The 25,893-nt window shown below is 67.9% G+C and carries 25 protein-coding genes; 18 read left to right on the top strand and 7 right to left on the bottom strand.

What is annotated here, in order from left to right; all coding sequences use genetic code 11:
• Nucleotides 1-30: 30 nt before the first annotated feature.
• Nucleotides 31-564, bottom strand: coding sequence for a MarR family winged helix-turn-helix transcriptional regulator (locus ABL840_RS27775; RefSeq protein ID WP_093209619.1), 534 nt, complete (start codon nt 562-564; stop codon nt 31-33).
• A gap of 331 nt (nt 565-895) precedes the next feature.
• Here ABL840_RS27775 and ABL840_RS27770 point away from each other — a divergent pair, with 331 nt between their 5' ends.
• The 16 genes from ABL840_RS27770 (at nt 896) to ABL840_RS27695 (ending at nt 15,946) form a co-directional block, all read left to right on the top strand.
• Nucleotides 896-1,822 carry a LysR family transcriptional regulator gene (locus ABL840_RS27770; protein ID WP_093303432.1) on the top strand — a complete coding sequence of 309 codons (927 nt, stop codon included), beginning with the start codon at nt 896-898 and terminating at the stop codon, nt 1,820-1,822.
• Nucleotides 1,823-2,250: 428 nt separating this feature from the next.
• Entirely contained in the window at nt 2,251-2,694 is a 444-nt protein-coding gene (locus ABL840_RS27765; RefSeq protein WP_256230582.1) for a type IV pilin protein, read from the top strand.
• Complete coding sequence (locus tag ABL840_RS27760) at nt 2,691-3,287, top strand: GspH/FimT family pseudopilin (protein WP_093303434.1); 597 nt, start codon at nt 2,691-2,693, stop codon at nt 3,285-3,287. Before ABL840_RS27765 ends, ABL840_RS27760 begins: the two co-directional genes overlap by 4 nt.
• Complete coding sequence (gene pilV, locus ABL840_RS27755; RefSeq protein WP_093303436.1) at nt 3,284-3,703, top strand: type IV pilus modification protein PilV; 420 nt, start codon at nt 3,284-3,286, stop codon at nt 3,701-3,703. Before ABL840_RS27760 ends, pilV begins: the two co-directional genes overlap by 4 nt.
• Nucleotides 3,700-4,851 (top strand): PilW family protein, encoded by a 1,152-nt coding sequence (locus ABL840_RS27750; RefSeq protein WP_093304140.1) that lies wholly within the window; start codon nt 3,700-3,702, stop codon nt 4,849-4,851. Before pilV ends, ABL840_RS27750 begins: the two co-directional genes overlap by 4 nt.
• Complete coding sequence (locus tag ABL840_RS27745; protein WP_093303438.1) at nt 4,848-5,450, top strand: pilus assembly PilX family protein; 603 nt, start codon at nt 4,848-4,850, stop codon at nt 5,448-5,450. Before ABL840_RS27750 ends, ABL840_RS27745 begins: the two co-directional genes overlap by 4 nt.
• 17 nt (nt 5,451-5,467) lie before the next feature.
• Complete coding sequence (locus ABL840_RS27740) at nt 5,468-9,226, top strand: pilus assembly protein (RefSeq protein ID WP_093303441.1); 3,759 nt, start codon at nt 5,468-5,470, stop codon at nt 9,224-9,226.
• Nucleotides 9,227-9,253: 27 nt separating this feature from the next.
• Nucleotides 9,254-9,919, top strand: coding sequence for a hypothetical protein (locus ABL840_RS27735; RefSeq protein WP_093303443.1), 666 nt, complete (start codon nt 9,254-9,256; stop codon nt 9,917-9,919).
• 5 nt (nt 9,920-9,924) lie between these two features.
• Nucleotides 9,925-10,467 carry a GTP-binding protein gene (locus ABL840_RS27730; RefSeq protein WP_093303445.1) on the top strand — a complete coding sequence of 181 codons (543 nt, stop codon included), beginning with the start codon at nt 9,925-9,927 and terminating at the stop codon, nt 10,465-10,467.
• A gap of 5 nt (nt 10,468-10,472) precedes the next feature.
• Nucleotides 10,473-10,859: a roadblock/LC7 domain-containing protein gene (locus tag ABL840_RS27725; RefSeq protein ID WP_256230566.1), complete on the top strand. Its 387-nt coding sequence runs from the start codon at nt 10,473-10,475 to the stop codon at nt 10,857-10,859.
• A 91-nt stretch (nt 10,860-10,950) separates the two neighbouring features.
• Nucleotides 10,951-11,310 (top strand): hypothetical protein, encoded by a 360-nt coding sequence (locus ABL840_RS27720; RefSeq protein ID WP_093209634.1) that lies wholly within the window; start codon nt 10,951-10,953, stop codon nt 11,308-11,310.
• 61 nt (nt 11,311-11,371) lie between these two features.
• Nucleotides 11,372-12,298 (top strand): LysR family transcriptional regulator, encoded by a 927-nt coding sequence (locus ABL840_RS27715; RefSeq protein ID WP_093303448.1) that lies wholly within the window; start codon nt 11,372-11,374, stop codon nt 12,296-12,298.
• Nucleotides 12,299-12,453: 155 nt separating this feature from the next.
• On the top strand, nt 12,454-13,464 hold the full coding sequence (locus tag ABL840_RS27710; RefSeq protein ID WP_093303450.1) for an AraC family transcriptional regulator: 1,011 nt from the start codon (nt 12,454-12,456) through the stop codon (nt 13,462-13,464).
• Nucleotides 13,465-13,618: 154 nt separating this feature from the next.
• A complete protein-coding gene (locus tag ABL840_RS27705) occupies nt 13,619-14,242 on the top strand; it encodes an START domain-containing protein (protein WP_093303453.1) in 624 nt (207 codons plus the stop codon).
• Nucleotides 14,243-14,412: 170 nt separating this feature from the next.
• Entirely contained in the window at nt 14,413-15,267 is an 855-nt protein-coding gene (locus tag ABL840_RS27700; RefSeq protein ID WP_093209641.1) for an oxidoreductase, read from the top strand.
• A 103-nt stretch (nt 15,268-15,370) separates the two neighbouring features.
• On the top strand, nt 15,371-15,946 hold the full coding sequence (locus tag ABL840_RS27695) for a class I SAM-dependent methyltransferase (RefSeq protein ID WP_093303455.1): 576 nt from the start codon (nt 15,371-15,373) through the stop codon (nt 15,944-15,946).
• A 28-nt stretch (nt 15,947-15,974) separates the two neighbouring features.
• Here the strand turns inward: ABL840_RS27695 and ABL840_RS27690 are convergent, their stop codons facing one another.
• The 3 genes from ABL840_RS27690 to ABL840_RS27680 are packed head-to-tail and all read right to left on the bottom strand — an operon-like array spanning nt 15,975 to nt 22,004.
• Nucleotides 15,975-17,483: an efflux transporter outer membrane subunit gene (locus tag ABL840_RS27690; RefSeq protein WP_418116028.1), complete on the bottom strand. Its 1,509-nt coding sequence runs from the start codon at nt 17,481-17,483 to the stop codon at nt 15,975-15,977.
• Nucleotides 17,480-18,775 (bottom strand): efflux RND transporter periplasmic adaptor subunit, encoded by a 1,296-nt coding sequence (locus tag ABL840_RS27685; protein ID WP_093303457.1) that lies wholly within the window; start codon nt 18,773-18,775, stop codon nt 17,480-17,482. The genes ABL840_RS27690 and ABL840_RS27685 overlap by 4 nt, the downstream gene beginning before the upstream one ends.
• Nucleotides 18,776-18,779: 4 nt before the next feature.
• Nucleotides 18,780-22,004, bottom strand: a complete 3,225-nt coding sequence (locus ABL840_RS27680; RefSeq protein WP_093303459.1) for an efflux RND transporter permease subunit — start codon at nt 22,002-22,004, stop codon at nt 18,780-18,782.
• A 110-nt stretch (nt 22,005-22,114) separates the two neighbouring features.
• On the opposite strand from ABL840_RS27680, the gene ABL840_RS27675 reads away from it, so the two are divergent.
• Nucleotides 22,115-22,621, top strand: coding sequence for a gluconokinase (locus ABL840_RS27675; protein ID WP_418116027.1), 507 nt, complete (start codon nt 22,115-22,117; stop codon nt 22,619-22,621).
• Here the strand turns inward: ABL840_RS27675 and ABL840_RS27670 are convergent.
• A complete protein-coding gene (locus ABL840_RS27670; protein WP_093303465.1) occupies nt 22,611-23,105 on the bottom strand; it encodes a MarR family winged helix-turn-helix transcriptional regulator in 495 nt (164 codons plus the stop codon). The genes ABL840_RS27675 and ABL840_RS27670 overlap by 11 nt on opposite strands.
• A 57-nt stretch (nt 23,106-23,162) precedes the next feature.
• Between ABL840_RS27670 and ABL840_RS27665 the strand changes: the two genes are divergently transcribed.
• A complete protein-coding gene (locus tag ABL840_RS27665; protein ID WP_093303467.1) occupies nt 23,163-23,690 on the top strand; it encodes a thioesterase family protein in 528 nt (175 codons plus the stop codon).
• Between the two features lie 3 nt (nt 23,691-23,693).
• Here the strand turns inward: ABL840_RS27665 and ABL840_RS27660 are convergent, their stop codons facing one another.
• Nucleotides 23,694-24,254, bottom strand: coding sequence for a GNAT family N-acetyltransferase (locus tag ABL840_RS27660; protein WP_093303469.1), 561 nt, complete (start codon nt 24,252-24,254; stop codon nt 23,694-23,696).
• Nucleotides 24,255-24,273: 19 nt separating this feature from the next.
• Entirely contained in the window at nt 24,274-25,695 is a 1,422-nt protein-coding gene (gnd, locus tag ABL840_RS27655; RefSeq protein ID WP_093303471.1) for a decarboxylating NADP(+)-dependent phosphogluconate dehydrogenase, read from the bottom strand.
• Between the last annotated feature and the right edge of the window lie 198 nt (nt 25,696-25,893).

The raw sequence follows: 25,893 nt of genomic DNA, 5'->3' as shown, positions 1-25,893 counted from the left end.
ATGACGCCGTGATACAGGCACCGCCGGCATTCAACGCCACCTGTGGCGCGTGCCGCCCGAGCGGCGGTCGGCCTTTTCCTGCACGATGCCCATCGCGCTCAGCTCCCTGCCGCGCAGCTCGAGCCGGCGCAGGCATTCGAGAAAGATGTCGAGGTGCTCCTCGTCGATGCCCTCCAGCAGGTCCATGTTGAGGCGGGCGATCCGGGGGAAGAGCGCATCGCACAGCTCGCGCCCGGTGGCGCTCAGCCGCACGTGCACTTCGCGGCCGTCGTCGGCGTCGCGCCGCCGCTCCACCAGCTTCTTCTCGGAAAGGCTGCGCAGGCCGCGCGAGGTGCGTACGCGGTCTAGCTGCAGGCGCTCGGCGAATGCGGAGGAGGTGATCTCGCCGATCTGCGCGAGCATGCCGATCATTCCCCACTCGCGGTGCGTGATGCCGAAGCCGCCTTCGACGAGGCGGGTTGCCATGCCGCTGCCGGCGCGCACGGCGCGGGACAGCCGGTACAGGAGCAGGTCGTCCAGGGAGCGTGGCGCGCGCAATGCGGCCGCATCGGGAAAGGCTTGCATGGGAATCCGGGCGAATAGAGGAAAGAGGTCCGACCCACCTCGGCAGTGGGTAATGGATTAGATTAATTACTGGTTACTATCTATAACCAGTCGCAGCGATGGATATTGCCGCAACGGCGAGGCGGTTTGCGGATTGTTTATCCGGTTTCCCGTTAATTCCATCAAGTCAGCCGCTGCTCAGTTTGAATTCGAATTTCCTCTGGAAATAAGGCTGTTTTGTCTCCTTCTTCTGAATGGAGTGATTGCAAATCGGTGATCGATCGATAGCAATCGAGGAATTGATGAGGCGGCAAATGCATTGCAGCCAATCATTCAATCAAGGAAGGATTCCGTGCTCGATCTCAACGAAGTCGCCATGTTCGTGCAAGTGGCGCGCCTGGGCAGCTTTGCCGAGGCGGCGAGGCATCTGCGCATGCCCTCGGCCACCGTGAGCCGGCGCATCCAGCAACTCGAGACGCGCCTGGGCACCCGGCTGATGCAGCGCTCGACCCGCAAGCTCACGCTGACCAGCGCGGGCCAGGCCTTCCACGAGCGCTGCGGGCCGGCGGTCGAAGAGCTGATCGAGGCCGGGCAGTCGCACGTCGCGGGCAGCCAGGAGCCGAGCGGCGCGATACGGGTGGCAGCCTCGGCGAGCTTCTTCGAGTACTTCGACATGGCGTGGGTGTCGGCCTTCCTCGCCGCGCATCCGCTGGTGCAGCTCGATTTCGTGCTCAGCGACCTTCCGGCCGACCTCATCGCCGACCGCATCGACGTCGCGTTCCGCATCGGCCCGCTGGAAGACTCGAGCTACGTGGCGCGCAGGATCTTCGCGAGCTACGGCGGGCTTCTCGCCAGCCCGGCCTACCTGGCGGCGCACGGAGCGCCCGCGGACCTGGGCGAGCTGGCCGAGCACGAATGCGTGACGCAGCCGCCGGAAACCGGCAATTTCGCCATCTGGCGCCTGCAGGGGCCCGACGGGGCGGAAGAAGAAGTGCGCGTGCGCGGCCGCTTCACCAGCAACGTGCAGGTGGCGCTGCGCGAGGCGGCATGCGCCGGACTGGGCATCGTCGCGCTGCCGACGATCCTGACCGCGTCGGAGGTGGCCGCGGGCCGGCTGGTGCCGGTGCTGCCCGGGTACATGCGGGCGGGGCGCGGGCTGAGTGTGGTCTATCCCAGCCGCCAGCAGCGGCCGCTGGCCGTCTCGGCCTTCGTCGACATGGCGGTGGAAAAGCTCAGCCTGCGGGAGTGGACGCCGTCGTCGGGCGCTTCGATGCCGTGAGCGCAGGGCGCGGCAATTTTTTATCCAATTGACCAAAAAATTGGCCTAATTCACGGCCTTCCGGTGTGAGCCATATTGGGGCAATTGGCATTGTTTTGGTGCGCATTGCCAAGCCTCGCTGCGCCGATTACATCGAAAGTTGAGCAGCTGAATCTCATTTTGTGCGCTAGTAGAAAGCCACAAAGATCGTAAACAATTGTCACATGATGTCTCTGGGCAGACACATGTATCGGCAATTCAATTCCGTCTCGCAAGAGCGTCGACTGGATTGCCCCGAATTGGACGAGTTTTTCAGCGCTGGCCAATTCATTCATTTTCATCGTTTCCCGCACTCTCGGGAATGGATGGATTTTCTTGGCCACAGGAAAGGGGAGCAGATGCGGACACGGTCCATGAGCGCGGCGAAGCAACCTGGAGGCGAACGGCGGATGCGCCGCGCCGCCGGCTTCACGCTGATCGAGGTCATGGTCACGGTGGCCATCGTGGCCATCCTCGCGGCGGTCGCGCTGCCCAGCTATCGCGACTACGTGCTGCGGGGCCAGCTCGTCGACGGCACCAACGGCCTGGCGGCCCTGCGCGCGGACATGGAGCGCTTCTACCAGGACAACCGGAGCTACCTCAAGACCGGCACGTTCGTGCCTCCCTGCAGCAAGACCAACGTCGCCGGCTACTTCACGTTGTCGTGCACGACGAGCCCCGCGGCGACATCGACGACCTACACGCTGCAGGCCGTGGGCAGCGGCCCGACCGCCGGCTTCACCTTCATGGTCGACCAGCTCGGCGTGCAGTCCACGACGATCACCGGCGTATCGGGATGGACCGGCTGCGACAAGGCCTGGGTAACGCGGCGAGGCCAGGCGTGCCCGACATGAAAGACCGCCGCGCGCACCATGCACCGTCGGGCTTCACCCTCATCGAGCTGATGGTGACGATCGTGCTGCTGAGCGTCCTGGCGATGCTGGCCATGCCTTCGTTCACCACCTGGATCAACAACAACAAGGTCCGCACCGTGAGCGATTCGCTGCAGAACGGGCTGCGCTTCGCGCAGTCCGAGGCGCTGCGCCGCAGCCGGCCCATGGTGTTCTCGCTGACCAACAGCCCGGCGCCGCAGACCAGCCTGACGGCCGTCGTCAACGGCAGCGGGTGGTCGATCAACGTTGCCAAGTCGAGCCTGGACGCGAAGAGCGCGTTCGTGCAGGCAGGCGTGCTCTCCGACGTCGCGTCCGGCGTGCAGATCAGCGGCCCCGCGGCCGTCTGCTTCAACGCCATGGGGCGGGTGGTCGCGAACGCCGACACCGACGTGAACGGTGCCACCTGCGACACCGATCACCCTTTGCAGACCTACGACATCTCCCTGGCTCCGGGCGCCGACCGCCCCTTGCGCGTGCTTCTGACCCTCGGCGGCCAGATCCGCATGTGCGACCCGGCCCGCAAGCTCAGCGAATCCCCCGACGGCTGTCCATGAAACGAAGGCTCCCTCTTTCCGCTTCTTCCGGTGCCCCTCGGCAGTCGGGCTTCGCCCTGCTCGAAGTGCTGGTTTCCATCCTGATCTTCTCGTTCGGCGTGCTCGGCCTCGTCGGCCTGCAGGCCCGCGCCATCTCGCTGTCGACCGATGCGGAAGACCGCAATCGCGCCGCCTTGCTGGCCAACGACATCGCCAGCGCGATGTGGCTGGGCAAATCGGTCTCTGCAGTGGACACCAGCGCAGGCTCGGCTTGGCAGAAGCGCGCCAGCGCGCAGGACCAGGGCGGACTTCCGAATGGCGGCATCACGGTGACTCCGGTTGGCACCAACGGGGCCGACATCGTCATCACTTGGAAGGCGCCTTCACACCTCAATGAATCGGGCAGTTCCTTCACCACGCGGGTGACGCTGCCATGAGGGGCGCCCTCTCCACGGCGCTGCCGCTGCGGCAGCGCGGCCTCTCGCTGATCGAACTGCTCGTGGCCATGGTCATCGGGCTGATCGTGACGCTGGCCGTCACCAGCGTCATCACGGTCGGGGAAGGAAAGAGGCGCACCACCACTTCCACCAACGACATGGACCAGACCGGTGCCTACGCCGCCTACCTGCTCGACCGCGCGGTGCGCAGCGCCGGTTCGAGCCTGACCCAGTCCACGCAGCCGACCGACCGGGGCGTGTTCGGCTGCAGGCTCAACGTGGCGTCGCTGCTGCCGGCCAGCGCGTTCCCTGCGCCTTTCGCGAAGAACTTCAAGGCCGCGAGCGACCTGCGCGTCGCACCCGTGCTCATCGCCAAGAGCCAGTCCGACGCCGGCTCCGACGTGCTGGTGGTCATGGGCGGCGACGCGGTGGCCGGCGGCGTGCCGCGCGGCCTGACCGACCCCGGCAGCGCCAACACGCTCTCGATGGACAACACCGTCGGCATCTCCACCGACGACCTCGTGCTGGTGAGCCAGAACGGCACCGCCGACTGCCTGCTCGAGCAGGTGACGGGCACGTCGACCAAGGTGCTGACCGTTGGCGGCACCTACTACACGGCCGGCAAGACCACCTCGCTGCAGACGCTGGCCGCCAGCACCTCGACCTACGTCACGCCGCTGGGCAACCCGGCGAACGGCAACGTCCAGTTCCAGCTCTTCGGCGTGGGCGACAACAGCACGCTCTACGGCTACGACCTGCTGCAGGGCGGGGGAACCACCACCGCGCAGGCGCTGGCCGACGGCGTGATCCAGATGCGCGCCCTCTATGGCCTGGACACCAACGGCGACGGCATCCTCGACGCCTGGGCCGACCCGGGCGCGACGGGCTACGACATCGCCACCGTCATGACGACGACCGCCACGCTGCGTCAGATCGTGGCGGTCCGCGTCGCGCTCGTCATGCGCAGCGCGAGCAAGGAAAGGGACCCGGTGTCATCTGCTTCGCTCACCCTGTTCGGCGATGCCGTGGACGCCGCGAAGAAATCGCTCGCGCAGACCGTCAGCCTGAACGGCACGGACGATCAGAACTACCGCTATCGCGTCGTTGACTTCACCGTCCCGCTGCGAAACATGCTCCTGCTGCCATGAAGACGAAGTTGCCCATGCTCCCGGGGGCGGCGAAGCGCGAGCGCGGCGTCGTCCTGCTGTTCTGCCTCATCGTGCTCGTGATCCTGCTGGCGGGCGGTGTCGCGGTGGTGCGCTCCATGCATTCCTCGCTGGCCTCCGCTGGCAACCTGGCCTTCAGGCGCGATCTCGTGAACCAGGGCGAGCGGGCGGTCTCGGCGGTGCTCGCCAAGTTCGCCGCCACGGGCACGCTGGCCACCGCGACGGACGACGTGCCGGCCGAGAACTTCAAGGCGAGCAGGCTCGACACCAACGCGCAGGGCATGCCCACCGTGCTCTTCGACGACACGGCCTTCGCCACCGTGGGCAAGACCTCCAACGACATCGTGGACACCACCGCGCAGGTGAGCATCCGCTACGTGATCGACCGCCTCTGCACTGCAAGCGGCACGGCCACCAGCACAGGCTGCGTGCAGTCGTCCGCCGCGCCGAGCGGCGGTACCGCGGGCCCAGTGCCGCCTCCGCCTCCACCGACGGCCACCGTCTACCGGCTGAGCATGCGGGTCAGCGGCCCGCGCGACACGCAGGTGTTCCTGCAATCGACCTTCACCAAGCCGGACTGAGAAAGCACCGCATCGCCATGAAACGCGTTCTTCGTCGCTCGCCGCTTCCCGTCTCGACAGCCGTCCTCGGACTGCTGTTGCTGCATTGCATGACCGCCGCGGCCGCCACCAAGCTGGCCGACCAGCCGGTGTTCGCCACTTCCGACGTGCCGGGAAACCTGGCGCTGGCGCTGTCGGTCGAGTACCCCACCGCGATCAGCGTGGCCAACCTCGGCGACTACGCCGATGCCACCGAGTACCTCGGCTACTTCGATCCGAAGAAGTGCTACACGTACCAGTACGTCGCGCCGGCCGTGTCGACCAACCCCGCGTCCGACAGCTACTTCCAGCCCGCGGGCGCGTCGACCGGCGCCAACAAGCACGGTTGCTCGGGCCAGTGGAGCGGCAACTTCATGAACTGGGCGACGATGCAGACCATCGACCCGTTCCGCTGGGCGCTGTCGGGCGGCTACCGCAGCGTCGACACCACCACGCAGACCATCCTCGAGAAGGCCTGGGGCTCCGCGCAGGGCAACCTGACCAACTTCCCGTTGCGGGGAACGGACCAGGGCACGGGGCACAAGCTGCCCGCGACGCTGGTCTCGTCCGTCACGCCGTTCGACAACTGGAGCCAGTTCAATTCGAGCATCTGGTCGCGCGGCAACACCATGGTGTTCACCGGCTCCGGCGACTCCACCAGCACAGGCACCGACCTGAGCGACCTGGATTCCGCCAACAAGAAAAACGGCGCGAAATCGGTCTACCAGGTCTACGTGCGCGTGAAGGTCTGCGACTCGTCCGCGGCGGCAGGCGGCGTGGAGGCCAACTGCGTGAAGTACGGAACCAACTACAAGCCCGAGGGCCTGCTGCAGCAGAACGCCAACAAGATCCGCTACGGCGCCTTTTCCTACCTGAACGCCGGCGGCAACACGCAGCAGGGCGGCGTGATGCGCGCGCCGATGGGCTTCATCGGGCCGACCTATCCGCAGCCGCTCTCCACCTCGGTCACCACCAACACCCGGGGCGAATGGGATGCCACCACCGGCATCATGAATACCAACCCCGACACCGCTTCCGCCACCGCGAGCGGCGTCTCGCAGAGCGGGGTGATGAACTACCTCAACAAGTTCGGGCAGGCCGCCAAGACCTACATGACGTACGACAACGTCAGCGAGCTCTACTACGCGACGGTGCGCTACTTCGAGAACCTCGGCAACGTGCCCGAGTGGACCAATTCAGTGGCCACGGGCGTGTCGGGCAGGGACGCGAAGCTCGACGGCTTTCCCGCGGTGATCGACTGGAGCGGCAAGGACCCCATCGCCTACTCGTGCCAGAAGAACTTCATCCTGGGCATCGGCGACGACCACACCCACTACGACTACAACGTGGGCGGCAGCTCGATCACAAAGAGCGGTCGGGCCGCGCCCTCGGCCGTCACGGCGGACACGTTCAACAAGGCCGACACCTGGACGAAGAACCTGCAGACGCTCGAAGGCTTCTCGACCACCACGCCGTGGTGGCGCACCGGCGGCACGGATTCGACCTACTACATCGCGGGCCTGGCCTACGGCGTGCACGTCAACGACATCCGGCCCGACCTCATCGGCGTCCAGAACATCTCCACCTACTGGATGGACGTCATGGAATACCAGCGGGCGGAGGACCTGAACCCGTACTACCTGGCGGCCAAGTACGGCGGGTTCAGCGTTCCTTCGAGCTACGACCCGGCCAACACCAAGACGCCGCTCACGCAGAGCTGGTGGAACTCGTCGGGCGACAGCATCAACATGAACGGCACCTCCCGCCTGCGGCCCGACAACTACTTCCTGGCCGGCAACGCGGGGCAGATGGTCAGCGGGCTGAAGGCCGCGTTCATCGACATCGCGAATGCCATCCAGGCCTTCACCACGTCGTTCTCGCTTTCCAGCGCGCAGGTCTCCTCGGCCGGCAGTGCCTCCTACGCCTCGCAGTACGACTCCAAGGGCTGGACCGGCGTGCTCACGGCCAGCACCATCAGCTTCGCCAGCGACGGCACGCCGTCCACCGCTACCGCATGGACGAGCAGCACTACGCTCGAAGCGCAGCTGGCCAGCGGCGGCTGGGACACCGCGCGCCGCGTCGCCACCTGGAACGGCAGCAAGGGCGTCGCGTTCCGCGCCGGCAGCCTGAGCTCGACCCAGCTGGCCGCGCTGGCGCCTTCCTACGCCAAGAGCAACACCGCCACCGACTACCTCAACTACCTGCGCGGCGACCGCACGAACGAAAGCACCTCGACAGCCACCGGCAGCACCAAGGCGCTGCGCAGCCGCAACCTGCTGCTGGGCGACATCGTCGACGCCAAGGTGACGCCCGTCGGACCGCCCGGCTCGACCTATGCCGAAAACAGCAACCCCGGCTATGCAGCCTTCAAGACGAAGTGGAACGCGCGTCCCACCATGGTCTACGTCGGCGCCAACGACGGCATGCTGCACGCCTTCAACGGCGCGCTCACCGGAAGCACGGCCGGCACCGAACAGTTCGCCTACGTGCCGAGCGCCCTGTTCCAGGGGCCGAACGGCACACCGCAGGTCGATGGCCTGGCGCAGCTCGGCAATCCGAGCTATGCCCACCACTACTACGTGGACGCGACGCCGCTGGCCTTCGACATCGACTTCGGCAGCGCCGGCGGCACGTTCACCACCAAGAGCGACGGCACCGGCGCCGACTGGCACACGCTGCTGGTCGGCGGCCTCGGCAAGGGCGGCAAGGGCTACTACGCCATCGACGTGACCGACCCCGCCAGCATGAGCGCCGAGGCCGCCGTCGCGGGCCAGGTGAAGTGGGAGTTCACCGACACCACCATGGGCTACAGCTACGGCGCCCCCATCGTCGTGAAGACGAAGAAGTACGGCTGGGTCGTGATGCTGACCTCGGGCTACGGCAACAGCGACGGCAAGGGCTACCTGTATCTCGTCAATCCGAAGACCGGCGCGCTGATCGAGAAGATCGCCACGCCCACTTCGTCCAACGGGCTGACGCAGGCCTCGGCCTACGTCGCGGACTTCGGCGACAACACGACCGACTCGGTGTACGCGGGCGATCTGGACGGCCAGCTCTGGCGCTTCGACCTCACGGCCGAAAAGGGCAGCACCGCCTCCTATCCGGCGCCCACGCTGCTGGCCACGCTGACCGACGCCTCCACCAACGCGCAGCCCGTCACCACCGCGCCGCTGATCGAGATCCACCCCGTCTCGCGCAAGCGCTTCGTGCTGCTGGGCACCGGCAGGCTGCTCGACTCGTCCGACGTGAGCTCGACCGCCGCGCAGACCTTCTACGCCATCCTCGACGGCACGGCAGGGGCCTTCAGCGCCGTGAGCACGCCAGTCACGCGAAGCCAGCTCACGCAGGTGACCGACGTGACGGCGGGCATCACGCTGTCGAACACGTCCAAGGGCTGGTATTTCGACCTGGGCACCACTGGCGGCGTCGGCTGGCGCATGGTGATCAACCCGGTCGCGTTCAACGGCATCGTGGGCTTCTCCAGCCTGCTGACCACGGGCGACGCTTGCAGCCCCTCGGGGCAGAGCCGGGTCTATGCCGTCAACTACGGCACGGGCAGGTCGGTGCTGCTGCCGTCGAGCACCGGGTTCGTGGCCGTCTCCAGCTCGGTCATCGACCTGCGCTTCGTCAGCGTGGACGGCACCACCCGCATCGTCGCCGGCACCACGAAAGGCGAGACCAAGAAGGTCGATGCCGACCTGGCGAGCGGCATCTCGCTGCGCCTGCTGAACTGGCGCGAAGTGCCGGCGATGAACTGACATGAGCATGGCGCAAGGGAGCTCGTCTTGCTGAGGCTCGGTGTCTACAAATTGCCGATCGCCGAGGTCATCCTGGTCCGGACGATCGTGAGGCTCTCGGCGAACGATGCCGGCTTTGCCTGGCAGCTGGTCGACGTGCCGCCGTACGACGCGCTGCTGGTCGACGGGCCGGCCGTGGAGCACGAGTACTCCAGGGTGGTCGGCATGGCCGCCGCCGTGCTCCGGCTCACGCGCATGAATGCGGGCGGCGTGCAGCCCGGCACCATGGAGCGGCCCATACGCGCCGACAGGCTGCAGCAGTGGCTCAGGAGCATCGAGCACGCGCTGCGCGAGGCCCAGCCCGGCGGCCTCACGCTGCACGAGCAGACGGCGCTGGAGATGGAGGTTTCCGACGCCGAGCGATTCATGCTGCGTCACTGGCCACCGGCCATGCTGCTGCGAAACGACCTCGACAACATCCGCATGGCGAGCCTGCTGGCGCGGCGCGCATTGAACGCCAGCGAGCTGGCCGACATCAGCCAGCTCCCGTTCGACCAGTGCGTCGCGTTCCTGCACGCGCTGAAGAAGGCCGGCGTGCTGGAGCTGCACGTGGAGCCGCCCATGCTGCCGCCGGTGCCGCGGAGCGAAGCCAATGCGCGCGGCGACTTCGCGCGCAGTCTCATCAACGGCATCCGGCGCCGGCTGGGCCTGTGAGCGCCATGCGGGAGCACAAGATCCTCATCACCGGCAGCGTCGGCGCGGGCAAGACCACCGCCATCGGGTGCGTGAGCGAAACGGCGCCGGTCATGACCGACGTGCCCAACTCCGACGCGTCCATCGACAAGCAGTGCACCACCGTGGGCCTGGACTTCGGCCAGCTCACGCTGGACAACGGGGATCGCGTGCGCCTGTTCGGAACGCCAGGGCAGGCGCGGTTCGACTTCCTCTGGAAGATCCTCGCCAGGAACGCGCTCGGGCTGATCGTCCTCACGGACAACTCGCGGCCCGACCCGCTGGCCGACCTGTCGCTCTACATGCGGGGCTTTGCCGAGTCGCTGCTGACGCTGCCTTGCGTCGTCGGGGTGGGGCGGCTGCAGGCCCATCCGGTGCCGACCCTCGACGACTACGCGGAAAGACTCGCGGCCACGGGCCGGGTGATTCCGATTCTCGAGGTGGACGTGCGCAACAGGGCCGACGTGGTCCTTCTGATCGACACGCTGCTGCTGCAGCTCGAAGCCGATATGCGGGGGGATAGAGGGTGAGTTCCATGCATGGCCTGTCCAGGACGGCCCTGGCACACGCGCAACGCGAAGTGCAGAGGCTGGTCGACGAACTGACCGGCGTGACGGCCGCCGTGGTTGCCACCGTCGACGGCTTCGACGTGGCCTCCGCGACCACCGGCGACACGGATCCGGCGCGCGTGGCCGCCATGGGCAGCTCCATCGCGGCGATCGGCGGCGTCGTCGGCGAAGAGGCCTCGCTCGGGCGCCGCGAGAGCGTGATGGTGCTGACGGATTCGGGCTTCGCGGTGTTCCAGAGCGTGCACCGCCGCGACATCCAGCTCGTCATCAACGTGCTTGCCCGTGCCAGCGCCGTCCCGGCGATGGTGGCCTGGCGGGCGGCCCAGCTTGCCAGGACCCTCGCGGAGGCCTGAGGGCAGAGATCTTCCCGCGCGTGTTTGCGTGGCGCGCGGGCTCGTTCCGGTACGCAGCAACCTTTCAATGAATCCACTACAGGAGAAAAACTTGGCTTCCATCAAGCAGACGCTCGACGACATCCTCACCATCGACGGCGCCATGTGCGCGGCCGTTGTCGACTCGGGCAGCGGCATGATCCTCGGCACGTCGGGCTCGGGCGTGGACATGGAGGTGGCCGCCGCGGGCAACACGGAAGTCGTGCGCGCCAAGCTCAAGACCATGCGCGCGCTGGGCCTGAACGACGTCATCGAGGACGTGCTCATCACCCTCGGCAGGCAGTACCACATCATCCGCCCCTCGGCGTCGAAGGACGGCGTCTTCCTCTACGTCGTGCTCGACAAGCAGCGCGCCAACCTCGCCCTGGCGCGCCGCAAGACGCAGGACGTGGACAAGGAGATGGATTTCTGAGGGCGGCGGAAAGACCCGCGGAAACACCGACGGAAAGATCAGCGGAAGGAAAAGAATCCCCGTGCTCGACCTGAACGAAGTCGCGATGTTCGTGCACGTCGCGCGCCTCGGCAGCTTCGCGGAAGCCGCGCGGCAGTTGCGCGTGCCGTCCGCGACCGTGAGCCGGCGCATCCGGCAACTCGAGGCGCACCTGGGCACCAGGCTGCTGCAGCGCTCCACGCGCAAGCTGGCGCTGACCAGCGCGGGCGAATCCTTCCAAGAAAGATGCGGTCCGGCCGTCGAGGCGCTGATACGCGCCGGGCGGCTGCAGGTCGCGGGCGGCCAGGAGCCGAGCGGCCTGGTAAGGGTGGCGGCGCCGGCCAGCTTCTTCGAGTTCTTCGAAATGGATTGGGTGGCCGACTTCCTGGCCGCGCATCCCCGGGTGCGGCTCGACTTCGTTCTCGACGACGTCGTGGCCGACCTCATTGCCGATCGCATCGACGTCGCCTTTCGCGGAGGGCCGCTGCGCGATTCCAGCTACGTGGCCCGCAGGATCTTCGCGAGCTACGGCGGCCTTCTCGCCAGCCCCGCCTACCTGGCGGAACGCGGCGCGCCGGCCAGCCTGCAGGAGCTCCTCGAGCACGACTGCGTGACGCAGCCGCCGGACACCGGCAACCTGTCCACCTGGCGCCTGCAGGGCCCCGACGGCGTGGAGCAGGACGTGCGGGTGAGGGGGCGCTTCATCAGCAACGTGCAGAGCGCGCTCCTGAAGGCCGCCTGCGCCGGCCTCGGCATCGCCGCGCTGCCGTCGATCCTCACGGCATCCGACGTGGCCGCCGGCAGGCTGGTGCCGGTGCTGCCGCAGTACATGCGGGCGGGCCGCGGCCTGAGCGTCATCTACGCGAGCCGCCAGCACGTTCCGCACGCGGTGTCGACCTTCGTCGAGATGGCGATGGAAAAGCTCGGCAAGCAGGACTGGGCGCCTTCGTTCGGCGGCGCGGCCGCCTGAGTGCGAGCGTTCTCGGCGGCCTGCTGGCGCATGTCGCAGGCCGATTGGCGTCTTTTGCCGGTCCATTGACGCGGGCGACTGCCTACACTTTCGGAAGTTTCAATCGAAGCGTGGGCAGCCCACGCCCCGCTCGCGAACCAGGAGTGACGGCCCGGATGGCAATCGCACAAGACTTCTCCCTGAACACCGGGTGGCGGGCGTTGCTGAACGACCTGAACCTGCGGCCGGAACTCGTGCTGCGCCGTGCGGGCCTGCCCGAGGATCTCTTCTTCCGCAAGGAAAAGAGCCTTTCCACGCAGGAGTATTTCCGCTTCTGGACGGCTCTCGAGGCGGAGGCCGGGGACCCGGTCTTCGCGCTGCGCATCGTCGAGACGGTGTCGGCCGAATCCTTCGATCCGCCCGTCTTCGCAGCGCTGTGCAGTGCCAACCTCATGCAGGCGGTGCAGCGCCTAGCGAAATACAAGCAGCTGGTGGCGCCGATGTCCCTGGAGGTCGAGGTCGCGAAGAACGGCGACCTGACGCTGTCGCCGCGATGGCTGCTGGCTCGGACCGACGTGCCCCAGTCGCTGCAGATCGCGGAGCTCGCGTTCTTCGCCCGGCTGGCGCGGCTCGCGACGCGCGAGGCGGTCGACGCGAAGCGCGTGGCATTGCCGGTGCTCCCGGCTTCGGCGCACGGCAGGCGGTACGAGGAGTATTTCGGTGCGCCGGTGAAGCGCGGCCAGCATGCGTCGGTCACTTTCGCCGCGACCGACGCGCTGCGGCCGTTCCTCACGCTCAACGAGGGCATGTGGCGCGTCTTCGAGCCCGACCTGCGCAGGAGGCTCAGCGAACTCGACGCGACGGCGACCACGGCGGAGCGCGTGAAGGCGCTGCTGCTCGAACTGCTGCCGAGCAATGCGGCGACCGTCGACGTGGTCGCGGATCGACTGGCGGTGAGCAAGCGGACGCTGCAGCGCCGCCTGGAAGACGAGGGAGAGAACTTCCGGATGCTGGTCAGCAGCACGCGCGAGCAGCTGGCGCGCCACTACCTGACCAACACCTCCATGTCGGGCGGAGAGATCGCCTTTCTGCTCGGGTTCGAGGATCCGAATTCCTTCTACCGGGCCTTCCAGGAACGGACGGGGCAGACGGCGGATGCCGCGCGCCATGCCATGCGTTTGAACTGAGGGCGAGCAGGGGCGAGACACATCGCCTGGATGCCGTCGACGCCGTCGATACCGCTGGCGCCGTCGGCATTCGCAATGGCGCGTTCTGCCGGTGGCCATGTTCGGCCTGCCTCCTAAGGTTGGATCTCTTCCAACCGAACGAGGTAAATCCGAAATGAACATGAAAAGCAGTGTGCTGATCGCGACAACGGTCATCGGCCTTCTGGCCAGTCACGCATCCCTTGCGCAGGAGGGCTGGTCGCTTGCGAAGGAAGCGGACGGCATCAAGGTCTACGTGCGCGAGGTGCCCGGCTCTTCCCTGCGCGAGTTCCGTGGCGAGGTCGAGTTGAAGACCGGTGCCGACAGCGTCGTGCAGACCCTGAAGGACGCCACCGCCTTCCGCAAGTGGATGCCCGACGTGGTGGTGTCCAATCTCCTGAAATCCTCGGGCACCGAGCAATACCACTACCTGGAGAACAAGGCTCCCTGGCCCGTGTCTCCGCGCGACGGCGTCTACCGCTTCACTTACTCGCGCTCCGGGAGTGCGGCGGCGGAGGTCACCACCGTCAAGGTCGAGGCCGTTCCGGACTACGTGCCGCAGCGCGAAGGAAAGGTGCGCGTACCCAGGGCCGATGGCCAGTGGAAGTTGGCGCCGACCGCGGGCGGTGTCAGCGTGTCGTACCAGATTCATGCATCTCCCGGAGGCGCCATTCCGCAGTGGCTGGCCGATCGGGCGGCGGTCGATACGCCGTTCGAGACGCTGAAGGCATTGAGAGGCTATCTGCAGGCGTCCAACTGAAACCGGGCGTCGACGGCTCGAGCCCGGCAGAGGCATCGCTGTCGCGTCTTGCGAGTCCGGTGGCGCCGATCGCTAGATCGCCGGCACCGGGCCGTTCGTACAGTCGATTCCATCGCAGGCGTGCCGCACACGGCACGTCGAACACAAGCTCCAGCAAAGGACGAATCGACATGGAATCATCAAAAGTTGCCCTGGTGACCGGCGCCTCTTCCGGCATCGGCGAGGCGACGGCCCTCAAGCTCTACGCGCTCGGCTACACGGTGTATGCCGCCGCGCGCCGCCTCGACCGGATGCGCCCCCTGGCCGACGTCGGCATTCGCGTCCTGCAGATGGACGTGACCGACGACGCCTCGATGCGCAACGCCGTCCTGGAAATCATCGCGCGCTCCGGCAGGATCGACGTGCTCGTCAACAACGCCGGCTACGGCTCCTACGGCGCGGTGGAAGACGTCCCGCTCGAAGAGGCCCGCGCGCAGTTCGACGTCAACGTGTTCGGCGCCGTGCGCCTGACCCAGCTGGTGCTGCCCTACATGCGCTGGCAGCGCTCGGGAACCATCGTGAACATCACCTCGATGGGCGGCAAGATCCATACGCCGCTGGGCGCCTGGTATCACGGCACCAAGTTCGCGCTCGAAGCGATCAGCGACTGCCTGCGCATGGAGGTCCAGCCCTTCGGCATCGACGTGGTCGTGATCGAGCCCGGCGGCATCAGGACCGAGTGGGCCGACATCGCCGCCGACAAGCTTCGCGACGTGTCGGGCAAGGGCGCATACGCAGGGCAGGCCAAGGCCATGGCGCTGTCGATGGTCGGGGAGGCGAGCCGCAAGCGCCAGTCACCCCCGCAGCTGATTGCCGACACGATCGCGAAGGCGGTGAACACCAGGCGGCCGAAGACGCGCTATGCCGTCGGGTTCGGCGCGAAGCCGATGATCTTCCTGCGCCGCCTGATGTCGGACCGTACTTTCGACGGCTTCATGCGCATGGCGACCGGCATCTCCCGCCAGGCTGCTTCGAGCAGTTCCTGAGAGGCAGGAGGGAAGAGCAATGGCTGGAAAGATCCGGTTCATCGCCTGCGCCGCCGCCCGGTGCAGTTCCATGCGCCAGATCGTCGCTGCCTGAGGCCGGACCATGCGAAGCGACATGGCCGTCTTCCTGCGCTCGTGGCTGGCCTCTCCGCTGAAAGTAGGCGCGATCGCGCCGTCGGGCAAGGCGCTGGCGCGGATGATGACGCGCGGCATCGGTCCGGCGACAGGCCACGTCGTCGAACTCGGCCCCGGTACCGGCGTATTCACGAGAAGCCTTCTTTCGCGCGGCGTCCGCGAGCAGGACCTGACGCTGATCGAGTTCGACGAGGAGTTCGCGCACCGCCTGCGGCGGCGCTTTCCCAGGGCCAGGGTGATCTGCACGAGCGCCGCCAATGTCGGCGGGGTGGACTTCAGGCGCGGCGCTTCCGTGGGAGCGGTCGTCAGCGGCCTCCCGCTGTTGAGCATGCCCGTGTCGACGGTGTCGTCGATATTGCGGGGCTCGTTCGAGCATCTTCACCGTAACGGGAAGTTCTTCCAGTTCACCTACGCATGCCGCAGCCCGGTCGGCGAGCAGACGCTGGATGCGCTCAGGCTGCAGGCGAGCCTCGTCGGCAGCACGTGGGCGAACTTGCCGCCGGCATCCGTGTACGGAATCCGCCGGCTGGAAGAGGACCGTTAGCGCCGATTGAGGGCTGTGGCGCTGCTGCTCAGCCCGCCTTGGCGGTTCGCTCGTCTCCAGGGGCTGGGCACGACGCCCCCGATGCCTTGCCGGTCGCGGCCGGCATGCCCGCACCGCACCAGTCGCCGCCCAGCGCCTTCACGAGGAACACCGTCGTCAGCAGCCGCTGCCCCTGCAGCTGCGCGGCCTGCCGCTCCACCGTCAGCAGCGACTGCTGCGCGGTGATCACGTCGAGGTAGGTCGATGCACCGCCCTCGTAGCGGCTGGTCGCCATGTCGAGCACGCGCCGCGCCGCCGTCACGGCCGACTGGGCCTGCGTGTTGGCGCTGTCGAGCGCAGACAGGCCGGTGATGCCGTCCTCCACTTCCTGCATCGCGGTCAGCACGGTGCGGCGGTAGTTGCCGACGGTGGCGTCGTAGCCCGCCTTCGCGAAGTCGACGTTGGCGCGGACGCGCCCGCCGTCGAACAGCACCTGCGTGGCCGACACGCCCACCGACCACAGGAGGCTGGGGCCGTTGAACAGCGTCTCGATCATGCGGCTGTCCACGCCCACCGTCGGCGAGATGACGAAGCTCGGGTAGAAGGCCGCAGTGGCCACGCCGATCTGGGCATTGGCCGCGGCCATCGCGCGCTCGGCCGAGGCCACGTCGGGGCGGCGCTGCAGGATTTCCGACGGCACGCCCAGCGGCACCGCGGGCGGCCTGATCTCGCGCAGGTCCACCGGCAGCGCGAAGTTCGGCGCGGGCGTGCCGGTGAGCGTGGCCAGCGCGTGCTCGTACTGCGCGCGCTGCTTCTTCAGCACGTCGACCTGCGTGAGCGTTGTCTCCAGCAGCGCCTGCTGCTGCGCCACGTCGAGGCCCGACACCGCGCCCAGGTCGTGGCGGGCCGTGACCAGCTCCAGCGCGCGGCGCTGCAGGCCGATGGAGCGCGAGAGCACGTCGAGCTCGATGTCGGTGGAGCGCAGGTTGAAGTAGTTGCTGGCGACATCGGCGCTCAGCAGCAGCCTGGTGTTGGCGAGGTCGGCTGCAGACTGCTCGGCGGAGGCTGCAGCGCCCTCGACGCTGCGCTGCACGCGGCCCGCCAGGTCGAGCTCGTAGCTCGCGTTCAGCGAGACGGCGAAGTCGTTCTGCACCGTCGATGCATTGGCGGTGGCGTAGTTGGTGAGCGGCCGGTTGGCGGAGATCTTCAGGCGCGAGGCACGCGTGCCCAGGCCCAGCTGCGGGTACTGGCTGGCCGAGGTGCCTGCCAGCGTGGCGCGGGCCTGCGCCAGCCGCGCGTTGGCGATCGCCAGCGTCGGGCTGCCGGCCAGGGCCTGTGCCTGCAGCGTGTCGAGCGTGGCGTCGTCGAAGCGCTTCCACCAGGGGCCCTTGTCGGCGCTGTCGCTAGGCGAGCTCACGCGCCAGGGCTCCTCGAGCTTCCAGCTGACGGGCAGGGGCGTATCGGGCGTTTTGTAGTCGGGGCCGACGGCGCAGCCAGCGACCAGCGCGAGCAAAACGGCAGCGGCGGCAGCGCCGATGGCCGGCGGTCGCAGCCTCACGCCGGCTCCTTCTTCGGCAGCGCAGCAGGGGCCGACGGCGTCGCCGCCTTCGTGGCGTCCGGCTGCGGTTGCTGCTGCTTCTGCGCTTCGGGAGCAACGGCCACCATGTCGCCTTCCGCGAGCGAGTCGGAGGGGTTCAGCACCATGCGGTCGGTGCCTTCGAGCCCGTCGATCACCTCGACGTTCTCACCATAGTTGCGCCCCAGCGTCACGGCGCGCAGGGCGACGCGGCCCCGCGCATCGACCACCGCGATGCGCGTGCCCTCGGCGCGGAACAGCAGCGCGTTCGACGGCACGGTGAGCGTACGGCTCGCCGCCAGCGGCAGCGACACCTGCACGTAGGCGCCCGGCAGCAGCGCGCCGTCCTTGTTGGGCAGCGACACCTCGACCTGCATCATGCGCGTGGTCGTGTCGATGGAGCCCGCCGTGTGCGCCACCTCGCCCTTGAAGCTCTGGCCGCGCAGCTCGGCCTGCGTGACGACCACCGGCTGGCCAGGCTTCACCAGCTGCGCGTAGGCCTGCGGCACGTTGATGTACACGCGCAGCGGATCGGTCTGCGCGAGCAGGAACAGCGCGCGTCCGGCGCCGCCGCCCGCGCCCGCGTCGATCAGGTCGCCCACGTCCACGTTGCGCCGCGTGATCACGCCCGCGAACGGCGCCACCACGCGCTTGAAGCCCTCGGTCTGCTTCAGCCGCTGCACGTTGGCGTCGGCGGCGGCCACGTTCGAGGTGGCCTGCGCGACGGCGCTGCGGCGCTCGTCCAGGTCCTGCTGCGAGACCACGTCCTTCTTGCGCAGCGCCTCCCAGCGCTCGGCGGTGCTGCGCGCCAGCTCCAGCCCCGAGGCGGCCTGCGCGCGCGCTGCCACGGCCTGCGAGAGCTGCTGGTCGATCTCGGGCGTCTCGATCTCGGCGAGCAGCTCGCCCTTCTCGACGCGGCTGCCGATGTCCTTGGTCCAGCGCTTGAGGTAGCCGCTGGCGCGCGCCGCGATGGGCGACTGCACGAAGCCCTGCAGCGTACCGGGCAGCGAGAGCGTCTGGCCGGTGGTGGGCAGGCGGGGCAGGGCGGTCTGCACGTACTGCTTCGCGCGCTCGGCGGTGCCGGCCTCCAGCGCGCGGGCGTTGGCGATGCGCACGAACACCGTGCGCGCCGCGCCCAGCGCCAGCAGCACGAGGACGATCAGCACCAGCCAGCGTGCGCGCCGCACGATCTGCCGGCGGCGCAGCAGCTCGCCGTCGCCTTCTTCCACGGCGATGGGGTGGATGGCCAATGCCGAATGGCGTTGCTCCGTCATGGAATCAGTTCTCCTGGGGGGCTGCGCCCGCTGGCGGTTGATGCTGTGATGCTTCGCGCGCGGCCCTGCGATGCGCAAGCCGACTGTGCACCCCCGCGAACACGGCGGGCACGAAAAACAACGTCGACACCGTGGCGAAGACCAGGCCGCCGATCACCGCGCGGCCCAGCGGGGCGTTCTGCTCGGCGCCTTCGCCCAGGCCCAGCGCCATGGGGATCATGCCGATGATCATCGCCAGCGCCGTCATCAGCACCGGCCGGATGCGGGTGGCGCCGGCCTCCAGCGCGGCCGACAGCGGCGGAATGCCCGCGGCCAGCCGCTCGCGCGCGAACGACACCAGCAGGATGGAGTTGGCCGTCGCCACGCCCATGGTCATGATCGCGCCGGTGAGAGCCGGCACGCTCAGCGTGGTGCCGGTGACGAACAGCATCCACGCGATGCCCGCCAGCGCGGCAGGCAGCGCGGTGATGATGATTGCGGCGTCGAGCCACGACTGGAAGGTGACCACGATCAGCAGGTACACCAGCACGATGGCCATCGCGAGGCCCACGCCCAGGCCGATGAACGACGACTGCATGGTCTGCACCTGCCCGCGGACCTCGACCCGGCTGCCGCGCGAGAGCGTGGGGCGCATCTCGTCGACCAGCTTCTGCACCTTGGCGGCCACGCTGGCGAGGTCGGTGCCCTGCACGCTCACGTACACGTCGATCACCGGCGCGATGTTGTAGCGCGACATCACCGCCGGCTGGCGCGCCGCCTGCGCGTCCACCAGGTTGCCCAGCAGCTGCTGAGACCCGGTGTTGCCGCCGCTGCCGCCGGCGGTGCCCGCGCCCACCGGGATGCCGAGCAGCGAATCGAGCGAGTCGACCACGTACTGCGGCGACTGCACGGCGATGCTGTAGACCACGCCGTTGGCCGGGTTCAGCCAGAAGGCCGGTGCCGTCTGCGAACTCCCCGACAGCGCGATGAGCACGTTCTGCCCCACGTTGGAGGCGGTCAGGCCGTACTGCTGCAGCCGCGTGCGGTCCATCTGCAGGCTCAGCGCGGGGCCGTCCAGGCGCTGGTGCACGTGGGCGTCGACCGCGCCGGGAATCTGGCGGATCGCCTTGGTCAGTTCGGCCGCGCGCGCGGCGTTGCCGGCCATGTCGTTGCCGCTGAACTGCACGTCTATGGCCGCAGGCAGGCCGAAGTTCAGGATCTGCGTGACGATGTCCGCCGGCTGGAAGAAGAACTCCGTGCCCGGAAAGCGCCTGGGCAGCTCGGCCCGCAGCAGCGACACGAAGTGCTCGGTGGGCTTGTGGCCTTCCTTCAGCGACAGCAGCAGTTCGCCGTCGAAGGTGCCGATGGTGCCGGCGTTGCTGTACGACAGGTTGATGCCGCTGTTGGGCACGCCGAGGTTGTCGAGGATGGTCTCGAGCTGGTCGGGCGGCACCAGCTCGCGGATGGCTGCTTCCACCTGGTCGGTGAGGCGCGCGGTTTCCTCGATGCGCGTGCCGGTGGGCGCGCGCAGGTGCAGGCGGATCTGGCCGGCATCGACCGTGGGGAAGAAGTCGCGGCCCAGCGCGGGGTAGAGCAGGCAGGACAGCAGGCAGAAGCCGAGGAAGAGGCCGATGAAGCCGGCGCGCTTGGAAAGCACCGCCGACAGCACCAGCGTGTAGGCGCGGCGCACGCGCTCGAAGCGGCGGTCGAAGGCACGATACAGGCGCTGCAGGGCGCTTTGCTTCGCACCCTCGACGGGAGCCTGGTGCGCCGCATGCGAGCCGCCCATCAGCAGCATCACCAGCGTCGGCACCAGCGTGCGAGACAGCAGGTACGAGGCGATCATGGCGAACACCACGGCTTCGGCCAGCGGCACGAACAGGAAGCGCGCCACGCCCGAGAGGAAGAACATCGGCACGAACACGATGCAGATGCACAGCGTGGAGACGAAGGCGGCCGAGCCGATCTCGCCCGCGCCGACTTCGATGGCCTCCTTCAGCGGCGTGCCCATGTGCAGGTGCCGCTCGATGTTCTCGATGGTCACGATCGCCTGGTCGACCAGGATGCCCACCGAGAGCGCGAGGCCGCCCAGCGTCATGAGGTTGAGCGTCTCGCCGAGCGAGTAGAGCACCAGGATGGAAGCCAGGATCGACAGCGGAATGGTCAGCCCGATGATGAGCGTGCTGCGCCAGTTGCCCAGGAAGAGCAGCACCATCGCGGCCGTCAGCGCCGCGGCCAGGATGGCCTCGAACACCACGCCCTTGACGGCTGCCTTGACGAACACCGACTGGTCGAACAGCGGCGTGATCTTGATGTCTTCCGGCATCGTCTGGGCGGCGATGGGCAACATGGCGCGGATGTTGGAGACGATGTCCAGCGTGGAGGCGCCGCCGTTCTTCAGCACCGACAGCAGCACGCCGCGCACGCCGTCCTGGCGCACCACGTTGGTCTGCGGCGAGAAGCCGTCCCGCACGTAGGCCACGTCGCGCAGGTAGGTGGTGGCGCCGTTCACCGTGCGGATGGGCAGGTCGTTCAGGCCCGCGATGGCGTCGGGCGAGCCGTTCATGCGCACGTTGTATTCGGTGGCGCCGAACTTGGCCGTGCCCGAGGGCAGGATCAGGTTCTGCGTGTTCACCGCGTTCACCACGTCGGCCGGCGAGAGGCCGCGCGCCTGCAGCGCCTGGGTGTCGAGGTCGACCGAGATCAGCCGGTTCTTGCCGCCGTAGGGAAAGGGAATGGCCGCGCCCGGCACCGTGATGAGCTGCGGCCGCAGCTGGTTGACGGTGGCGTCGAAGAGCGAGTTCTCGGAGCGCGTGGGGCTCGACAGCGCCAGCTGGATCACCGGCACGCTGGAGGCCGAGTACTTGATGACCAGCGGCGGCGTGATGCCCGGCGGCAGCTGCCGCACCTGTGCCTGCATGGAGGCCACCACCTGCGAGATGGCCATCTCGATGTTGGCCGTGGGCTGGAAGAACACCTTGATGATCGACACGCCCGCCAGCGACTGCGACTCGATGTGCTCGATGTCGCTCACCGTGGTGGTCAGCCCGCGCTCGACCTGGCCCGAGATGCGCTGGCCCATCTCCTGGGCCGGCAGGCCGGTGTAGTTCCAGATGACGCTGACCACCGGGATGTTGATTTCCGGGAAGATGTCGGTCGCCATTCGCGCCAGCACGAAGGGCGTGGCCAGCACGATCAGCATCGCCATGACGATGAAGGTGTACGGACGACGCAACGCGAGCTGGACCATGGCGAAGGCTCTCTGCTTCCGGCGAAAAAAGGTTTTGCATCATAAGGAAGTAGATTTAGGTTTGCAGGCGCTGTTGAATGAGGGTGTGGCGCTTTACCAAAAGGGTGCATATGGACGGGGTCCGGGTGGTAGTGATGGGCGTCTCGGGGTGCGGCAAGTCGAGCCTGGGCGCGGCGCTGGCCACGGCCTTCGGGCTGCCGCTCATCGAAGGCGACGACCACCACCCGCCGGCCAATGTCGAGAAGATGAGCCGCGGCATCGCCCTGACAGACGCCGATCGCGCCGGCTGGCTTGCCACGCTGGGGCGTGCGCTGGCGGCGGCGCCGCAGGGAGCGGTGCTGACCTGCTCGGCGCTCAAGCGCAGCTATCGCGACCAGCTGCGCGCGGCCGCGCCGGGGCTGCGCTTCGTGTTCATGCAGATCGAGCAGGCCGAGGCGCAGCGGCGGGTGGCTGCGCGGGCCGCCGCGGGCGAGCACACCTTTCCGGCCAGCCTCGTGGCCAATCAGTTCGCCACGCTGGAGTCGCCTGTGGGCGAGGCGGGCGTGCTGGCGGTGGACGCGATCGCGCCGCAGGAGCGCTCGGTGGGCGCCGTGAAGGCGTGGCTGGTCAGCCCTTGAGTTCGGCGCGCATGCCTTCGAGCGTGATGGCCACGCGGCCCATCACGTCGGCGACCAGGTCCAGTTCGTCGCGCGTGGCCGGCGCGACCATCGCGGTCACCATCTCCGCCTGAACCGCCAGGCATTTCTGCGCCATGGCCATGCCGTCGTCGGTGAGCGTGAGGCGACGCACGCGCGCGTCGGCACCGTCGCTGTCGCGCCGCACCCAGCCCCTTGCCTCCATCTGCGTGAGCAGCATGCTGACGCCGCTCTTCGCCACGAAGCAGCGCGCGGCCAGCGCCTGCTGCGTGATGCCCGGCGTGGTCGCGATGGTGGCCAGTACCTCGTGCTCGCCCACGCGCAGGCCGATGGCGGCGAGCCGCGCGGTCATCACCGCATCGCAGAGGTTGTAGGCCCGCACCACCGCCAGCCAGGCCGCCGTGCCGTGGGGCGAGGAGGGCGCGCGGTCGGTTGTGCGGGGCTTTGGGGACTTTGCAGCGGGCATCGAAATGGTTCAGTGTTGAACTAGAATGTTCTGAATTGAACCAATTCTAGGCTTTTCATGAACCTCTACCTGCGCCTGCTGATGACTCTGCTGCGGGCCTGGCGCGCACCGCGCCTCGCGCCGGGAGACACGCTGGAGCGGCAACTGCGCGTGCTGCCGAACGACCTCGACATCAACGGCCACATGAACAACGGCCGTTACCTCACGGTCGTCGATCTGATGCTGGTCGAATACTTCGTGCGCACCGGCTTTGCAACCGGCATGCTGCGCCAGGGTTGGAGGCCGATGTCCGGCGGATCGCTCATCAGCTACCGGCGCGGGCTCAATCCCTTTCAGGTGTACACGCTGCGCTTCCGGCTCGACGCCACCGACCAGCACTGGAACTACATGCGCTTCGAGTTCGTGCGGGGCGACAAGGTCTGCGCGGCCGGCTATATGAAGGGCGCTGCCGTGGGTCGCGGCGGGCTGGTACCGAACCTGGAGTCGTATGCGGCCATGGGGCTGGTGCCGCCAGCGCATGCGCTGCCGCTGCCGGTGCGCGACTGGATCGCGGCCGAGCAGGGCGTGATGAGCACGGCCTGGTAAGGCTCAGCGCTCTCCGGCAGGCGCGTCGAGCGCCAGCCGCAGCCACGTCACGTTCGGGTTGCCAGGATCGCGCTGCACCTTGAAGCCCAGCTTGCGCGCCAGCGCCAGCATGGCGGTGTTGTCGTAGAGCGTGATGTCCGCCAGCTGCCTGACGCCGGCCGCCGCGGCGGCATCGATCAGCTTGCTCATGAGCTTGCGGGCCAGGCCGTGGTGCTGCCAGGCATCGGCGATGACGATGGCGAATTCGGCGACCCGTGCCGTTTCGGGCGTGTCGCCCCGCACGTAGCGCACCACGCCCATCTGCTGCTCCGAGCCGTCGACCATGGTGGTGGCGATGAGCGCGAGCTCGCGGTCGTAGTCGATGTGCGTCATGCGCCACAGCTCGTCGGGCTGCGGCGTTCGCGGCGACAGCAGGCGGCGGTAACCCGTTTCCTTCGACAGGCCGCCCACGAAGGCCGTGTGCATCGCCAGGTCTTCCGCGCGGATCGGGCGGATGCGCACGGGCGTGCCGTCGCTCAGCTGCCAGTCCTCGACCAGGTGGCTGGGGTAGTCGAGGAGCGGCATGGCATGGGCCGGTGGTGGCTCAGCCGATGACTTCCGGCCAGTCGGTGTGGAAGAACTGGCCTTCGGGCTTGTCCACGCGCTCGTAGGTGTGGGCGCCGAAGAAGTCGCGCTGCGCTTGCAGCAGGTTCGCGGGCAGGCGCTCGGTGCGGTAGCTGTCGTAGTAGGCCAGCGAGGCGCTGAAGGCCGGCACCGGGATGCCGTTGCTCACCGCCAGCGCCACCACTTCGCGCCAGTTCTGCTGCGCGCGGTTCAGCAGGTCCTTGAAGAACGGGTCGAGCATCAGGTTGGCCAGGGCCGGGTCGGTGCGGAAGGCGTCGGTGATGCGGTTGAGGAAGCGTGCGCGGATGATGCAGCCGCCGCGCCAGATGGAGGCGATGCCGCCCAGGTCGAGGCCCCAGCCCTTCTTGTCGCCCATGGTCTTGATGAGGTCGAAGCCCTGCGTGTAGCTGATGACCTTCGAGGCGTAGAGCGCGTCGTGCACCTTGGCCACCAGCGCCTTCTTCTCCACCGACAGTTCGATCTTCGGCCCCTGCAGTTGCTTGCTCGCGGCCACGCGCGCCTTCTTCTGCGACGAGAGCACGCGCGCCTCCACGGCGGCGTTGATGGTGCTGATGACCACCGCGTTCTCGGCCGCGTTGATCAGCGTCCACTGGCCCGTGCCCTTCTGGCCGGCCTTGTCGAGGATGACGTCGACGATCGGCTTGCCGGTTTCCGGATCTTTCTGCTCCAGCGCCTTGGCGGTGATCTGGATCAGGTAGCTCTGCAGTTCGCCGTCGTTCCACTCGTTGAAGATGGCGGCCATCTCGTCGGTGGTGAAGCCGGCCGCCTTGAACAGGCTGTAGGCCTCGCAGATGAGCTGCATGTCGCCGTACTCGATGCCGTTGTGCACCATCTTCACGTAGTGGCCCGCGCCGCCGGGGCCGATGTGGATGACGCAGGGTTCGCCGTCCACCTTGGCCGAGATGCTCTCGAAGATCGGCTTCATCACTTCCCAGGTGGAAAGCGGCCCGCCCGGCATGATCGACGGCCCCTTGCGCGCGCCTTCCTCGCCGCCCGACACGCCCGCGCCGATGAAGCGCAGGCCTTTGCTGCTCAGGTAGGTGTCGCGGCGTTCGGTGTCGGTGTAGAGGCTGTTGCCGCCATCGATGACGATGTCGTCCTTGTCCAGCAGGGGAATGAGCTGCTCGATCACCTGGTCGACCGGCGCGCCGGCCTTGACCATGATCTGGATCTTGCGGGGTTTGGCCAGGCTCTGGACGAATTCTTCCAGCGTCTTCGCGCCGACCAGCTTCTTGCCCGGGTTGGCGGCAATGAAGGCCTCGGTGGTGGCCTCGGTGCGGTTGTAGACGCTGACCTGGAAGCCGCGGCTTTCCACGTTCAGCACGAGGTTCTGGCCCATCACGGCCAGGCCGATCAGTCCGAAATCGCTTTTGTTGCTCATGGCCAGTCTTGCCCTTCTTTCATGTGCGTGCGCAGGGCGGCCCCGCGCACCGGTTTGGTTCGAGAACCATTTTGCCGGTGTCGGGCGCGCGGGGGCGTCGGAGGCGGTCTATACCCGATTGGCAAGCGGGCATGGCTTGGGTATCTTTCTGCGCTCTCGCGACGCCGGGGCGTCTGCGAACGCGCTGCCCGCGCCGCG

Source organism: Variovorax sp. NFACC27 (genome assembly GCF_048301545.1).
Lineage (GTDB): Bacteria > Pseudomonadota > Gammaproteobacteria > Burkholderiales > Burkholderiaceae_C > Variovorax > Variovorax gossypii.
Note: the sequence above shows the minus strand (reverse complement) of the source record. Positions and strands in the feature narration are given on the sequence as shown.